This window comes from Petralouisia sp. (assembly GCF_056822245.1).
The window spans coordinates 17,456-32,808 of sequence record NZ_JBQIOP010000028.1; the positions used below are offsets into that span (position 1 = coordinate 17,456).

Consider the following 15,353-nt stretch of genomic DNA (forward strand, 5'->3'; position numbering starts at 1 on the left):
AGGCAGGGTTTGCTCATATGAATGGATTTATTATCATTATTCTGGCAGCTGTGGTTCTGGTCAGTGCTTATATGATTTATGGTCGCTATTTGGTAAAAAAGTGGGGAATTGATCCCGATGCAAAGACGCCCGCTTACACCGAAGAGGATGGGGTGGACTATGTGCCCGCAGACACAAATGTGGTCTTTGGCCATCAGTTTGCGTCGATTGCCGGCGCTGCCCCAATTACCGGCCCTATTCAGGCTGCGGTATTCGGCTGGCTTCCGGCATTGCTTTGGATTTTGATCGGCGGTGTGTTCTTTGGTGCAGTGCAGGACTTTGCCGCCATGTACGCGTCGGTAAAAAATAAAGGGAGATCCATTGGTTATATCATCGAAAAGTATATCGGCAGGACTGGAAAACGTCTGTTTTTGATATTTGTGTGGCTGTTTTCTATTTTAGTCATCGCTGCTTTTGCAGATGTCGTGGCAAGTACGTTTCAGGGATTTGATGAAAAAGGGGTGAAAATAGCAGCAGATGGGGCGGTGGCGACTACATCCATACTGTTTATTGTATTTGCGGTTGGGCTCGGATTTTTTCTGAAAAACACCAGTTTCCATGCAGGAATCAACACGCTTGCGGCAATTCTGCTATTGGTGGCTGCCATTGTGATTGGAATAAATGCGCCAGTTTATTTCAGCCGTGAGTTCTGGCTTATGTTTGTATTTGTTTATATTTTAATTGCCTGCGTTACTCCGGTGTGGGCACTGCTTCAGCCGAGGGATTACTTAAACAGCTATTTGCTGATTGCAATGATGCTTATGGCATTTATTGGAATTATTGTTTACCGTCCGGCAATGAATCTGGCGCCGTTTACTTCTTTTAGGCTCGTCAATGAAGAGGCGGGGACGGTCTCTTATTTGTTCCCGGTTCTGTTTGTGACGATTGCCTGCGGTGCGGTATCAGGGTTCCATGCATTGGTATCTTCCGGAACCGCTTCCAAGCAGATTAAAAATGAAAAGGCAATGCTTCCGGTATCGTATGGTGCAATGCTGCTGGAGAGCTTTCTGGCTGTAATTGCACTGGTCAGCGTTGGTTTTGCGGCAACAGCCGAAGGGCTTCCTGCGGGAACGCCTGCACAGGTATTTGCCACATCAATTTCTATTTTTCTGACAAAATTAGGGTTGCCGCAGAGTGTTTCGTATACGTTAATCACATTGGCGGTATCTGCGTTTGCTCTAACCAGTCTGGATTCGGTTGCCCGTGTGGGAAGGCTTTCCCTGCAAGAATTTTTTATGGAAGAAGACAGGGAAATGGGGCGGGCTGCGAAGGTATTTGGAAATAAGTGGACGGCAACCGTTCTAACCCTGGCGCTGGCATTTCTTCTTGCAAAAGTCGGTTATGAAAGCATCTGGCCGCTGTTTGGTTCTGCAAACCAGTTGTTATCCGCACTGGCGCTCATTTCCTGTGCCGTATTTTTAAAGAAAACCAAGCGTCAGGGTATGATGCTCTGGGGACCGATGTTTCTTATGATGGCTGTTACTTTCACGGCAATTGTTCTGAAAATCAAGGAATTGGTTACTTCTCTTTGCAGGGAGTTTGATTCTGGGAATGTGATTCAGCTTGTATTCGCCATTTTGTTGCTGATTCTGGGCGTCATGGTGGCGGCAGAAGGGCTGCAGAAACTCTTTTGTCCAGGCTTTCGGAAGCCCCAAGAAATAAAATCTGAAGATTCCGAGAAATTATAATACACAATTAAGGAGGAAAATTATGCTCAACAAGAAAAAACGTGCTGCCTGTGCCGCAATTTTGCTGGCAGCTTCTTCTGTTTTCTGCGCATGTGCGCAGACAAAACAGGACACTGCTGCAATTTCCAACAATGAAACAACCACTGAAAAATCAGCGGAAACTGTGATTGAGGAAGATATGTCAGAAGACAACGAAAAGGTTTCTTTTAACACGGATGTAAAAGATGCAACTGAATTCACGGCAGAAGCAAATAACGCCGTTTATGAGCTGCTGGACTTTTCCGATGAACAGGAGCGTGAGTTTGCACAGAAAGGTTTCCTTTCGGCTCCGGACAACCTTGTCATCAAGTCACAAGACGGAACCATAGTATGGAGTCAGGATGCCTATAGCTTTGCCAAGGATAACGATGCTCCGGATAGCGCAAATCCAAGCCTCTGGCGTAATACACAGCTCAATGCGCTTTATGGATTGTTTGAAGTGACAGATGGAATTTACCAGGTTCGGGGATATGATATAGCGAATCTTACGTTTGTCCGCGGAGAGAAAGGATGGATTGTATTCGACTGCACTACAGGCATAGAGACTGCTGAGGCAGGGCTTGCATTGTTCAGGGAGAAATTCAGTGATGCCAAAATCTCCGCTGTCGTCATCAGCCATGCCCATATCGATCATTACGGGGGCATCGGTGGCTTAGTAACACAGGAAGATCTGGCAGATCCCTCGCTAAGCCTGGAAGAACAGGCAGCCTCCGGTAAGACCCTCCTGATTGTGCCGGAAGGATTTGAAAAAGCAGTTATGGAGGAAAACGTCTTTGCTGGAAACGCTATGAAGCGCAGAAGCAATTACCAATACGGCTCACTTCTGGAAAAAGGGGAGCGGGGCAGTCTTTCCGTGGGAATCGGCCTTACTACGTCTGGCGGAACAACTTCATATTTATCTCCAACCTATGAGGTGACGGATGATATTTTTGAGGCAACGGTAGACGGCGTTGATATGGTATTTCAGCTCACCCCGGGTACAGAATCCCCGGCAGAAATGAATACATACCTGCCCGGGTACAAAGCACTCTGGATGGCGGAAAACTGCACTGGCACCATGCACAACCTCTATACACTGCGCGGTGCAGAGGTGAGGGATGCCAATGCATGGGCACAGTATATTATGGAAGCAAAGGCACAGTTTGGAGAGGAAGCGGAGGTTGTGTTCCAGTCGCATAATTGGCCGCATTGGGGCAATGACGTAATCAATGAATACCTTCTTAATACAGCGTCTGTCTATAAATATATCTATTCCCAGACGCTTCAGTACATCAATGAGGGCTATACTTCAACTGAGATTGCAAATATGATATCTTTACCCGCAGATTTGGAAAAGGTCTGGTACACACGTCAGTATTACGGCACATTGGAACATAACGTAAAGGCTGTTTACCAGAAATATATGGGGTGGTATGACGCAAATCCGATTCACTTGGATGAACTTGAGCCTAGTGAATGTGCCAGGAAAATGGTGGAATATCTGGGTGATACGGACGCGGTCCTCGCAAAAGCAAAGGAAGATTTTGACAAAGGCGAATACCAGTGGGTTGCCCAGATTACCAATACTATCGTCTGTGCTGATCCGAACAATGAAAATGCCCGTTACCTCTGTGCAGATGCTTTGGAACAGCTTGGATACCAGGCCGAATCCGGGGCATGGAGGAATGCTTATCTGACCGCCGCCTATGAGCTGCGCCATGGAACAGGCGGCTATCCTCAAACAAGCGCAGGAGGAACAGGCGCTACATCACTCGGCATGAGCACGGAGACAATGTTGGATTATCTCGGAATCTGTCTTGATGCTAAGAAGATGGAAGACCAGAATCTTACCATCCTTCTGCAAATCACGGATGAAAACAGCCAGTACCTTGTACAGATAAACCACGGCGTGCTTTTATATTCTAAGGATACACAGAGTGTAGAACCAGATGTAACCATCAAGACAAAACGCGTTGGTATTCTGGGAATTGCACGGGGGAGCAGTGAATTGATGGATGCTAATTTTGAATCTGTGGAAGGAAACAAAGATGTTATTGAAACGCTCACTGGAAATTTAGCAGAGTTCCCATCATATTTTAATATTATAGAGCCATAACAGCATGATAAAGCAGTGTGAATACGTAATCTGAATTTTGGTTCACGATCTCTTTGGTGGGAAATCCCCGTTATTTGCCGGCATGTGAAAATGCTGGCAAGCATCATCCTTGCAATGGCAACGATTTGTTATGATGACAATATTGTCAAAATAAGTGCCGGTGTCATAACTGAAGCTAATCCCTCATACATTATAAAAAAGCAATGTATGAGGGATTTTCGTTGAAAGGATATATAGAAGAGCGTGCCGTTAATATTGCCAATTATATCATCGAGGAGAATGCTACTGTGCGGCAGACGGCAAAAAAGTTTGGAATCAGCAAGAGTACGGTACATAAAGACGTAACAGAACGTCTTGCGCAGATTAATCCTGCCCTGGCGGCCCGGGCCAGGAAAGTTCTGGATGTCAATAAGTCGGAGCGGCATATTCGGGGCGGACTGGCAACCAGGGAGAAATACCTGCATCAGAAAGGAATTGTCTGAAAACATGGGAAAAGCATGGAAAGCGCGTCAGAAAAAAAGAATCATGGGAACTCTGTTTTTTTCTTAAGAGGTTAAAATACATCAATTAAAATGATTAAAATTATCACTATACAAGAGTGAAAATGTGTGTTAAGATAAAACCCGTGAAAAGCGAAGAAGAGGAAGAGTAGCTGCAAAGAAACCAGTGTCTTTCGTCTCTATGATCCCTTTTGAGAGCGGATGGTAGAGACGGAAGATTTTTTGGTTGAACCGGTTTTGCCTGTCTGCCCCCTGAAAATATAAAAATGGAGGACTGAGAATGAAGAATTTTGAGAAGTACGAAAGACAATATTTTATGCCGCCTGAAGTTACTTATGACTGGGTGAAAAAGGAATATATCAAAGAGCCCCCCATCTGGTGCAGCGTGGACTTGCGGGACGGGAATCAGGCATTGATTGAGCCCATGAGCCTGGAAGAAAAGCTGGAATTTTTCCAGCTGCTGCTGAAGGTGGGATTTAAAGAAATTGAAGTGGGTTTTCCTGCGGCTTCTGAGACAGAATATAATTTCATGCGGGCATTGATTGACCGGGATATGATCCCGGAGGATGTGACGGTACAGGTTCTGACCCAGGCCAGAGAGCATATTATCCGCAAAACTTTTGAAGCGGTAAAGGGCGCGCCCCATGCAGTGGTGCACCTTTATAATTCCACTTCCCTGGCACAGCGGGAGCAGGTATTTAAAAAGAGTAAAAAGGAAATTCTGGACATTGCAGTCAGCGGCGCCAAGCTGCTGAAAGAGCTTGCAGAAGAAACAGAGGGAAATTTTACCTTTGAATACAGTCCGGAAAGTTTTTCAGGAACAGAGGTGGATTACGCGCTGGAGGTGTGCAATGCAGTGCTGGACGTATGGCAGCCCACACCGGAAAAAAAGGCCATTATCAACCTTCCCACCACTGTGGAAAACGCCATGCCCCATGTTTTTGCAGGGCAGGTGGAGTATATGAGCAAGCATATGAAATTCAGGGAACATGTAATACTTTCCCTCCATCCCCACAATGACAGGGGCGTGGGAATCTGCGATGCGGAATTCGGCATTCTGGCAGGCGCAGACCGCATTGAGGGAACATTATTCGGAAACGGCGAGCGGACTGGAAATGTGGATATTGTGACCCTTGCGATGAATATGTTTTCCCATGGAGTTGATCCAGGACTGGACTTCAGCAATATGTCCAATATTGCAGAAACCTATGAACGCTGCACCAGGATGCAGGTTTCACCCAGGCAGCCCTATGCCGGAGAGCTGGTGTTTACTGCTTTTTCCGGTTCCCATCAGGATGCGATTGCAAAGGGCATGGCATGCCGGGAAAATCATCCGGAGGGCTCCTGGGCCGTGCCGTATCTGCCCATCGATCCAAAGGATGTGGGGCGTACCTATGATTCCGATGTGATCCGCATTAACAGCCAGTCCGGAAAAGGCGGCGTAGGATATATTCTGAAGCAGAATTACGGAATTACCATACCGGACAAGATGAAAGAAGAAGTGGGCTATACCGTAAAAGGGGTGTCAGACCATCGTCATATGGAGCTTTCTCCCCAGCTGGTATATCAGATTTTTGAGGAGCATTATGTCAGCCATACGCCTTATTTTCATGTTACAGAATGCCATTTTAAGCAGAAAAACGGCATTGTGGCAACTGCAGTTTTAGAGCATGGCGGCCAGAGACGGGACATTGCCGGCAATGGAAACGGCCGTCTGGACGCGGTCAGCAATGCATTGAAGCAGTATTTTAACATCAGCTATGAACTGTCTGTGTATGAGGAGCATTCCCTGTCCAGAGGCTCTTCTGCAAAAGCAGTGTCCTATGTGGGGATTTCCTGCAATAACCGTCTGTACTGGGGCGTGGGCATTGACGAAGATATCATCAAATCTTCCATAGAGGCTCTCTGTGTGGCAGTCAATAAGCTGGAGCCTATACAGCAGACGGAGCAGTGCCGGGATGAGCGGCTGAACCAGATTATGAATTATATTCAGGAGCATTACCTGACGGTGACTTTGGATGAACTGACAGAGAAAATGCATTTGTCCAAGCCATATCTTTCCAAATATATTAAGGAAAAATCTGGAAAGACTTTCGGGGATATTGTAAAGAATGTACGGATGAAAAAGGCCCGCACCCTGTTGAAAAATACCAGTATGACTGTGGAAAATATTGCTGACAGCGTAGGGTATCAGAATGTGGAGCATTTTAACCGGCTGTTTAAGAAAAAATACGGTATGACGCCGGTACAGTTCCGCAATTCCAGACAGGGAGGAAAAAACTTTGAATAAAGAAACAGTGATTGTCCTTGATTTCGGAGGGCAGTATAATCAGCTGATTGCCAGGCGGGTGCGTGAATGCAGCGTGTACTGCGAGGTAAAGCCGTATACAATAAGTCTGGAGGAGCTTCAGGCGTTAAATCCCAAAGGAATTATTTTTACCGGAGGGCCTAACAGCGTATATGAGGAAACCTCGCCCGGCTGCTCCAGGGAAATATTTGAACTGGGCATTCCCATTCTTGGCATTTGCTATGGTTCCCAGTTAATGGCCCATGTACTGGGCGGAAGGGTGAAAACGGCTCCGGTCAGCGAGTACGGCCGCACAGAGGTGGAGGTGGATACCAAAGACGTGATGTTTCAGGACGTTTCACCTAAAAGCGTCTGTTGGATGAGCCATACGGATTATATTGCCCAGGCGCCGGAGGGATTTCATGTTACTGCCCATACGCCGGTCTGTCCGGTGGCTGCCATGTCATTTCCGGAAAAGAGATTATATGCCGTTCAGTTTCATCCGGAGGTAATGCATACCGAAGAAGGCAGGCAGATGCTTGAAAACTTCGTTTACCGGGTCTGCGGCTGCACCGGAGACTGGAAAATGGATTCCTTCGTGGAAACTGCCATAAAGGATCTGCGGGAAAAAATCGGCGGCGGCAAGGTGCTCTGCGCCCTGTCCGGCGGCGTGGATTCTTCCGTGGCAGCGGTGCTGCTGTCGAAAGCTGTCGGAAAACAGCTGACCTGCGTCTTTGTGGATCACGGACTGCTCCGCAAAAATGAAGGAAACGAGGTAGAGGAAGTTTTTGGGGCGAACGGCGCGTATGAACTGAACTTTATCCGGGTCAACGCCCGGCAGCGTTATTACGAAAAATTAAGAGGCGTCACAGAACCGGAAGAGAAACGCAAAATCATCGGAGCGGAATTTATCCGGGTCTTTGAAGAAGAAGCAAAGAAAATCGGCGCGGTAGATTTTCTGGTTCAGGGAACGATTTATCCCGATGTGATTGAGTCCGGTCTTGGCAAGTCCGCTGTGATTAAATCCCATCACAATGTGGGAGGCCTGCCGGATGTGGTGGAGTTCAAGGAGATCATTGAACCTCTGCGGATGCTTTTTAAAGATGAAGTGCGTAAAGCGGGACTGGAGCTAGGCATCCCGAAACACCTGGTATTTCGTCAGCCCTTCCCGGGCCCGGGCCTTGGCGTCCGCATTGTGGGAGAAGTTACAGAAGAGAAGGTAAAGATTGTCCAGGAAGCAGATCACATCTACCGGGAAGAAATTGCCCGGGCGGGACTGGAGCAGAATTTGGGACAGTATTTTGCAGCGCTTACAAATATGCGTTCCGTGGGAGTGATGGGGGATTTCCGAACCTATGATTATGCGGTTGCGCTGCGGGCGGTGAATACCTCTGACTTTATGACAGCCGAAGCTGCACAGATTCCCTGGGAGGTATTAAATAAGGTTACAAATCGGATTGTGAATGAGGTGAAGGGGGTTAACCGGGTGCTGTATGACTGTACGGGGAAGCCGCCGGGGACGATTGAGTTTGAGTAGTACGCGGTAGGCTAAAAAGCCTTTATTTACGGGCTTTGTCGGCATCGATGACTCTGGATTGCATTATTATTGCATTTTTATATTTTCCTGTGATACGACGCAGTAAACTGGTTATGTGTATAATCAGCGATGCTTTCGGTAGCAGGAGTGAAGTTAATAACTCCGCCTAACAGTTTGGCAACCTCAAAGTTGCTGTTAGGATATAGATGTCCATAGGTCCCTAAAGTTGTCTGGATTTTTTCGTGTCCCAGACGGTCTTTGACGATCAATGGATTCACCCCCATGCTGATTAAAAGTGCTACATGTGAATGTCTTAATGCATGGATTTTAATGCGGTGAACACCGGCAAGCCCTGCCAGCTTTTCCAGGGCTCTTGGCAGGGTATGCTTGCTGGTGGGAATCCCACTATAGCTCAGTACAAAATTACAGTCTTTCAGAACTTTCTTCTGCACTTCCCTCCAATCTTTCAGTTCCCTTATGGTATCTTCATCAAGCACAACGGTCCTGATGCTGGCAGATGTTTTGGGATCTACAAATTTGTATTCATTCATAGATTTGTAATATAACGTTTTTGTCACGCTGAGTAATCCGCTTTCAAAATCGATGTCATCCCACTGTAATGCAGCAGCCTCTCCAATTCGTAATCCTGTTGTGAACAGGAGCCAGAAACAGATAAACAAATAATGTTCGTAGTAATCTCCTTTGTATAAAAGAGAAATTACTTTCTGGAATTCTTCCAATGTCCAAAAATCCACTTTTACTTTCTTATATTTAATATTGCCGACCATACGTGCGGGATTTTTCTTGGCAAGGCCGAGGATGATTGCACGGTCAAATGCCAGAGAAAGCATACCTTGTATAATTCGTACATAATTAGGACTGTAGTCTTTTGCCAGTTTTAGCTGCCAGGTTTGTACATGAATCGGTTCTATTTCGTTTACCTTTTTCCGATAAAAAAATTTAAAGTGTTTTTCGATGGTATTTAAACGGTTTCTATAGGTACTCTCTTTGACTTGTGTTTTATACCATGGAAGATAAATTTCTTCAATAAATTGTTTAAATGAGGGTTGCTTCTTTTCCATTGCCAGTTCATCTTCAGCAGCGATGATGAGTTTGGAATATTCTGCACGGGCCTCTTTTTTTGTAGAGAAACCACTTCGATATTTCTGAATCTGCTTTCCAGTTACAGAATCATAGCCCAGATTTGCTCTGAAATAGTAAGTTCCATTGTTTGCCCTTTTAATTGGATCCTTTGCCATAAAAATTCCTCCTTTGCATAAACACACAAGAAGTACTATTGGTTTTGTTCGTCTGGCAATTTAATCCCCAGAATTTCTTCAACGGCTTCTTTGGGTACCCTGTCTAATTTTCTTGACTGGTAATAAGTATGTCCACGTTCAATCATAAGAATTTTGGCCTGTCTTATAATGTCTGAAGAGAAAGATGGACCATACCCCAGTGCAATCAGATCTTTTTTTGTAACAGTAATCATATACCTCCCTTCTATGAACAGGGTAATCATAATACCTGTTCATTATTATAACAAATTTTGAGTAATTGTGTAGGCAGAATGACTTCTTGCTGAAAAATAAAAGTATCTTATCAGGAAACCGTTTCCTATGCCTTGTTTCAGGCACGTAGAAGGCGTTACTATGTAAACATCAAGCAGCAGGTGTGCAATTATGCGACACTATCTACAACACCTATATACATTTCCAGATAAGGTATGAAGTTATCAAGGTACAAAGGCGTAAGACTTAGTTTTGTCTTAGCAATTTCATTAAGTAATTAACTGAGATTTTTTCAGATTGAACAGATTATGTACTTTTTATTAAAAATTTTTCTATAAACTTGAAAAAAGAGAGGTGGGATACGTGATATTTCAATATTTTAATTGAAGTCATATATGCAAAACATAGTATTTAAGAACATACAATATATTGTGCATGAAGATTGACATATACTATATCATGTGCTACTATACTGCTATAGTTAATTTTATGCGTACCCATAGGGGGAGTTTTGGATTTGTATAAATCCGAAGACTCAAGGAGAGCAGTAAGGCTGCTTATTCCGCATAAGTTGTTTATGATTGTATAAAGTGTCACTATCTGTCCTTATGGGGCAATAGCGGCACTTTTGTTTTTTCGGTAATATTATCAGGGATATGAGAATGGATAGCGGAGGAATACTTCTCTTTTCATTCTTTTTTTATGCCCAAATGAAAGGCAGGATTGCCACAATCAGCTTTGGCTGTTTATGGATAAATAAATTTAAGAAAGGTGGTACACACATGAAAGAAACAAAGATTTATGCAGATGAGTTTTGCACTACATTTGCAAGCACAACGGAGATGCTGGAATTTCTGGCTGAGAGGGCAAAGCAGTCCAAGTGGATTCGAAAGCCTACCAGGATGCTAAAACTGGTTCCATTGGAAAAGGAGGCAGAAACCATTGAAGAAGCCTGTGAAAAAGAACTGGAAGGAATAGTAGAGGATACAGAAAAGAATACCCAGTTGGTATTAAAAGTGAACAAGGATTTTTATCCGGTTCGTGACTGTGCTATTCATACAATTCTGAAAAGAGCCGGCATTAATGGAACAGGATTAAAGAAACTGGAGAAAGCTACTTATGCAAAGGTAGTAAACTACTGTCTTCAGGTAGCGAAAGGAGATGCCTTAATCAAGGTGGCAGATGGAAAAGTATCTGCAGTACATGGCGGTGATGATCATGATTACTGTGTACTGGATATGCAGACAATCTTCAATATGACAAGTGATTATCTGAAAGCACATTTTAAGGGAAGTACTTATCTGGAGGGATCTGGAAGTTTTGACCATTCCATTGTGTCCGCTATGTGGACTTTAGGAGGAAATCAGGAACTTTTGGATACTTATCACCAGGCTTTGGAGGATCATGGAATTGAGGATAAGAGCCTTGCTCCTGCACTGCGCCTGACTACTTCTGATGTAGCAGTAAGTGGTGTGAATCTGTATCCCATGATGCTCTCACAAACCAGTAACCGTGTCATTAACCTGGGCAGTCCTATCAAACTGTCACATGATAGAGGGGCGACCTTACAGGATTTCCGGAATAATCTGGACAAAATTTTTTCCCGTTATCAGGAAGCAGTTAAAGGAATTGTTGGTTTGATGGATATAGATATCCAAAACCCTGTAAACTGTCTGCATCTGATTATGAAGGAACTCAAAATCAATCAGAAAATTCGAAATGAAGTAGTAGATCTTTTTGTGGGACAATATGGGGAAGAACCATGCACAGCTCATGATCTTTATTTTGCCATGCACGAAGCTGCTTTCTTTGCTGCTTGTGAAGGATTTTCTGCACCACGGATTTTAAAATTGGAAGAAGATATTGCAAAAACACTGGCCTTTGACTGGAAAGGGTTTGATGTATATGGAACGATTAAATTATAAGGAGGAAATGAGATGAATACAGCATTAAATTATCAGCCGGAAGTTCTTGTTGATACAGCAGATTTGAGCCGAGAAGATTGGTTGGATTACCGGCGTCTTGGTATTGGTGGAAGCGATGCAGCGGCAATCATGGGCTTATCCCCATTTGCGACAATCAGGGATTTGTATTTCGATAAAATTGGTGTTACGCCAGTAATCGAAGAAGAGGAAGAAAACTGGGTAGCGAAAGAAGTGGGACACCGCCTGGAAGATTTGGTTGCCATGATTTTTGCCAAGAAGACTGGACTTGAAGTTTTCCCTGTACGAAAAATGTTCCGGCATCCGCTATATCCGTTTATGTTAGCGGATGTGGATTACTTTATCCGTTTTCCAGATGGCAGCATTGGGATTTTGGAATGTAAAACCTGTAATTACAATGCAAAAGACAAATGGGCAGATGATGGGATTCCTGAAAACTATGTTTTGCAGGTTCGTCATTATCTTGCAGTCATGAATATGAATAAGGCATATATTGCTTGCCTTTATGGAAACAATGAAAATGAATTTGTTTACCGGTGTCTGGAACGAGATAGAATGGAGGAAGAAGAACTCATTGACCAGGAGAAATACTTCTGGGAGGAATATGTGGAGAAGAAAATAGAACCACCGTATTCCGGAAAGCCAGATCTCATTTTGGCTAGTATCCGGAAATATAATGGTTACGCAGACAAATCAATTCCTGAAATCAGCATATCTAGCTTGGAATCACGCAGTCTTGAAAAATATCTCAAATTATCTGAAGAAAAATCCCAATTGGAAAAGAGAAAAAAGGAGATTGAAGCGGAACAACGTGCATTGAGTGTACCGTTTGTCGAGCTTCTTGGACAAGGGTGTAAGGCAGTGATCGAGGATGGGAGTTTCCGTTACCGGATTACTTATAATCCTACGATACGCACCCAGATTGGAAAAGAAAATATGGAGAAGCTGAAAAATCAGCATCCGGATATCTACGAAGAATACACAAGCACTACAGAAAGCAGGATTTTCCGGATTAAAAAGGAGGTTGCATAATGTTACAAGGAAAAAAGGCATATATCTGTTCTCCGCTGTCTGCCCCGAATCCAGAGGGAGTGCAGCATAATATGGAATTGGCAAAATACTATCTCATGCAGATGAAAAGGCTGTATCATTGCCGTACTTTTGCTTCACATGCTCATCTTCCGTTAATGTTGGATGACCGTATCCCAGAAGAGCGTGAGACTGCAATGCAGATTGGAGCTTTGATGCTGGATTTATGTGAAGTATTAATTATTTGTGGCTCCTGCATTAGCGAAGGAATGAGAAGAGAGATTCAGACAGCATTCGAGAAAGGAAAGGACGTTTATTGGTATGATTCCAAGATGAAACCAGGCGAATTGATGAAAGTAGAGAACTGGAGGAGTATAGACGATGAGGTGCAAATATATACGTAAGATTTTTCAAAATGAGGAAAACGGATATACGGTTGCATTATTTTCCACGCTGGATCATGAGGTTCCTCTTTCTGCCAGAGATAAATTTTGGGCAGACAAAAAAATCATTGCGTTTACTGCAAAAGGATATGACCTGCCTCTTACGGATGAAATCGAAATAGAAATGGAAGGCGAGTGGGAGACAAATTCCCATGGAACACAATACAAGGTAGAAACTTTTTTGGAAGTTGTACCTAGAACAAGGGAAGGTATCTTAGGATACCTTTCTTGTGGTTCTTTAAAGGGAATTGGTCCCAAAACGGCAGAACGGATTGTCGATCGTTTTGGTCTGGATACCTTGGAGGTAATGGAAAAGTATCCACAGGAATTATTAAAGATTCAGGGGATATCTCAGAAAAAACTGGACCGTATTGTGGATTCTTTTGGAAAAAACAAAGTATTCCGGGAATTGATGACTTTTTTATCACCGTTTCATGTTACGCCTAAAAAAGCAAATATGATTCTTCAGAAGTTTCGGGATCAATCCGTAGAAATCATTCGGAAGCAGCCTTATATACTCTGCTCAGTCAAAGGGTTTGGTTTTCTCACTGTGGATGCCATTGCAAGGCAGTGCTGTGCTGCAACAAATGATCCTATGCGTATTTCCGGATGCGTCAGCTATGTGTTGCGGGAAGCCATGAAGCAGAACGGACATTTATATCTGGAGCAGGAAATTCTGGTGAAAGATGCATTGAAGGTTCTGAATAAAGAACCGGATCTTCAGCCGGTGACGGAAACAGAGATTTTAAAAGTGTTATATCGTCTGGTCATGCAGGACAGTATCGTAGTAGAAGAGAATAGGGTTTACATTACCAAACAGCATCAGGAAGAAGAGGATACAGCCTCTATGATTGCAAGAAAATTGCACGAGCAAATTCCAGCTCTTACGATTGAAAAGGAACTGGAGGAAGCACAGGAGGATTTAAACATAACATTATCCGAACAGCAGAAAGAAGCAGTGCGTATGGTTTTTGCAAACCCGATCTGCATTATTACTGGAGGACCTGGAACCGGCAAAACAACGGTTTTGAAGGTCATTTTGTATATCTATCAGAAAAAATGTGGGAATGAAGTCAAACTGATGGCACCGACTGGACGTGCTGCAAGGAGAATGGCAGAGAGTACTGGAAATGGAGATGCAACTACTATGCACATGGCACTGGGGCTTTTTGGTGACGGTGATTATGAAGCACTTACGGATAAACTATCCGCAGATTTTATTAATGCGGATGAGGTATCTATGGTAGATATGCACCTTGCCTATGAATTTTTTTACAAGATAAAGGCAGGGGCAAGGGTGCTTTTGGTCGGGGATGTCCATCAGCTTCCTTCAGTAGGAGCTGGGGATGTGTTCCGGCAGCTTATCTTGTGCGGGAAAATACCGGTTACTGTTTTAAATCTGGTATATCGCCAGGGGAAGGACAGCAACATCCCCATAAATGCTCAACTTATCAATGAAGGAAAGACAAACCTGCAATGGGGGGATGATTTCCAGATGGTTGAATGTTCAGGAGCAGATGCGGCGGCACAAATTGTTAAAAATATCTATCTCAAGGAAATTCAGATGTATGGTATGGAGCAGGTACAGATACTTTCTCCATATAAAGTGAGAAGTGCAGCCGGTGTCTTGGAACTGAACCGCAGTCTGCAGGACGAGGTAAATCCTCCTGTATCCGGAAAAAGGGAGCTTCATCTTGGCGGTGAGATGTTTCGGGAAGGTGACAGAATCCTTCAAAACAAGAATACAGAATTTGCCAGTAACGGAGATTTGGGTACATTGGTACAGATTGCTGAAGATGAGGACAATAACCCTCTGGTTCAAATCGTATTTACAGATGGCCGCAGGGTGAAGTATGAGGCAGAGCAGGTGGAAATGATTGAACATGCAAACGCCATAACCATACACAAAAGCCAAGGAAGCGAGTGCCAGGTGGTCATCATTCCGTGGCTAAAAGCTTTTTATCCCATGCTGAAGCGGAACATCTTTTATACGGGAATCACCAGGGCAAAACAGCGTGTTTATATTGTTGGGGAATGGAAAGCCGTTTGTCAGGCAATCCACACAGATGATACGGGAACCAGAAAGACGATGCTGGCAGTAAAAATACAACAGTATTGTGAACGGTATCAGAGACAGGAAAACAGACGGATTCCTGCAACAATTTGCAACCGGGCTGTGTAAAAAAATAGCAAAATAGTTCAATGTTGAGAATTGGCAGGTTATTACTTTATGAAGGGATGT

11 protein-coding genes are annotated in these 15,353 nt (G+C 44.0%); 9 read left to right on the plus strand and 2 right to left on the minus strand.

What is annotated here, in order from left to right; all coding sequences use genetic code 11:
* The first annotated feature begins 17 nt into the window (after positions 1 to 17).
* From ACTO17_RS12100 to guaA, 5 genes are all read left to right on the plus strand, one after another.
* Positions 18 to 1,727: a carbon starvation CstA family protein gene (locus ACTO17_RS12100; RefSeq protein ID WP_482558113.1), complete on the plus strand. Its 1,710-nt coding sequence runs from the start codon at positions 18 to 20 to the stop codon at positions 1,725 to 1,727.
* A 22-nt stretch (positions 1,728 to 1,749) separates the two neighbouring features.
* Positions 1,750 to 3,861, plus strand: a complete 2,112-nt coding sequence (locus ACTO17_RS12105) for an alkyl/aryl-sulfatase (protein WP_482558114.1) — start codon at positions 1,750 to 1,752, stop codon at positions 3,859 to 3,861.
* A 221-nt stretch (positions 3,862 to 4,082) separates the two neighbouring features.
* Complete coding sequence (gene spoIIID / locus ACTO17_RS12110; protein ID WP_482558115.1) at positions 4,083 to 4,343, plus strand: sporulation transcriptional regulator SpoIIID; 261 nt, start codon at positions 4,083 to 4,085, stop codon at positions 4,341 to 4,343.
* Positions 4,344 to 4,641: 298 nt separating this feature from the next.
* Entirely contained in the window at positions 4,642 to 6,651 is a 2,010-nt protein-coding gene (locus ACTO17_RS12115) for a 2-isopropylmalate synthase (RefSeq protein ID WP_482558116.1), read from the plus strand.
* Entirely contained in the window at positions 6,644 to 8,185 is a 1,542-nt protein-coding gene (gene guaA, locus ACTO17_RS12120) for a glutamine-hydrolyzing GMP synthase (protein ID WP_482558117.1), read from the plus strand. The genes ACTO17_RS12115 and guaA overlap by 8 nt, the downstream gene beginning before the upstream one ends.
* Before the next feature lie 77 nt (positions 8,186 to 8,262).
* Here guaA and ACTO17_RS12125 read toward each other — a convergent pair whose 3' ends face one another.
* Positions 8,263 to 9,444, minus strand: coding sequence for a site-specific integrase (locus ACTO17_RS12125; RefSeq protein ID WP_004223860.1), 1,182 nt, complete (start codon positions 9,442 to 9,444; stop codon positions 8,263 to 8,265).
* A gap of 35 nt (positions 9,445 to 9,479) precedes the next feature.
* Positions 9,480 to 9,677 (minus strand): DUF3173 domain-containing protein, encoded by a 198-nt coding sequence (locus tag ACTO17_RS12130; RefSeq protein ID WP_005342226.1) that lies wholly within the window; start codon positions 9,675 to 9,677, stop codon positions 9,480 to 9,482.
* A gap of 801 nt (positions 9,678 to 10,478) precedes the next feature.
* On the opposite strand from ACTO17_RS12130, the gene ACTO17_RS12135 reads away from it, so the two are divergent.
* The 4 genes from ACTO17_RS12135 to recD2 are packed head-to-tail and all read left to right on the plus strand — an operon-like array spanning position 10,479 to position 15,293.
* Positions 10,479 to 11,621: a hypothetical protein gene (locus tag ACTO17_RS12135; protein WP_005342227.1), complete on the plus strand. Its 1,143-nt coding sequence runs from the start codon at positions 10,479 to 10,481 to the stop codon at positions 11,619 to 11,621.
* 12 nt (positions 11,622 to 11,633) lie between these two features.
* A complete protein-coding gene (locus tag ACTO17_RS12140; RefSeq protein ID WP_004223854.1) occupies positions 11,634 to 12,671 on the plus strand; it encodes a YqaJ viral recombinase family nuclease in 1,038 nt (345 codons plus the stop codon).
* Positions 12,671 to 13,072 (plus strand): DUF7768 domain-containing protein, encoded by a 402-nt coding sequence (locus ACTO17_RS12145; protein ID WP_005342229.1) that lies wholly within the window; start codon positions 12,671 to 12,673, stop codon positions 13,070 to 13,072. Before ACTO17_RS12140 ends, ACTO17_RS12145 begins: the two co-directional genes overlap by 1 nt.
* Positions 13,050 to 15,293 (plus strand): SF1B family DNA helicase RecD2, encoded by a 2,244-nt coding sequence (gene recD2 / locus ACTO17_RS12150; RefSeq protein ID WP_172537382.1) that lies wholly within the window; start codon positions 13,050 to 13,052, stop codon positions 15,291 to 15,293. The genes ACTO17_RS12145 and recD2 overlap by 23 nt, the downstream gene beginning before the upstream one ends.
* Positions 15,294 to 15,353 lie beyond the last annotated feature (60 nt).

What these genes read in the sequence shown, in the direction of transcription:
- ACTO17_RS12100 (WP_482558113.1), top strand. Translation starts at nt 18, where the DNA reads ATGAATGGATTTATTATCATTATTCTGGCAGCTGTGGTTCTGGTCAGT.
- ACTO17_RS12105 (WP_482558114.1), top strand. Translation starts at nt 1,750, where the DNA reads ATGCTCAACAAGAAAAAACGTGCTGCCTGTGCCGCAATTTTGCTGGCA.
- ACTO17_RS12115 (WP_482558116.1), top strand. Translation starts at nt 4,642, where the DNA reads ATGAAGAATTTTGAGAAGTACGAAAGACAATATTTTATGCCGCCTGAA.
- ACTO17_RS12125 (WP_004223860.1), bottom strand. Translation starts at nt 9,444, where the DNA reads ATGGCAAAGGATCCAATTAAAAGGGCAAACAATGGAACTTACTATTTC.
- ACTO17_RS12130 (WP_005342226.1), bottom strand. Translation starts at nt 9,677, where the DNA reads ATGATTACTGTTACAAAAAAAGATCTGATTGCACTGGGGTATGGTCCA.
- ACTO17_RS12135 (WP_005342227.1), top strand. Translation starts at nt 10,479, where the DNA reads ATGAAAGAAACAAAGATTTATGCAGATGAGTTTTGCACTACATTTGCA.
- ACTO17_RS12140 (WP_004223854.1), top strand. Translation starts at nt 11,634, where the DNA reads ATGAATACAGCATTAAATTATCAGCCGGAAGTTCTTGTTGATACAGCA.
- ACTO17_RS12145 (WP_005342229.1), top strand. Translation starts at nt 12,671, where the DNA reads ATGTTACAAGGAAAAAAGGCATATATCTGTTCTCCGCTGTCTGCCCCG.
- recD2 (WP_172537382.1), top strand. Translation starts at nt 13,050, where the DNA reads ATGAGGTGCAAATATATACGTAAGATTTTTCAAAATGAGGAAAACGGA.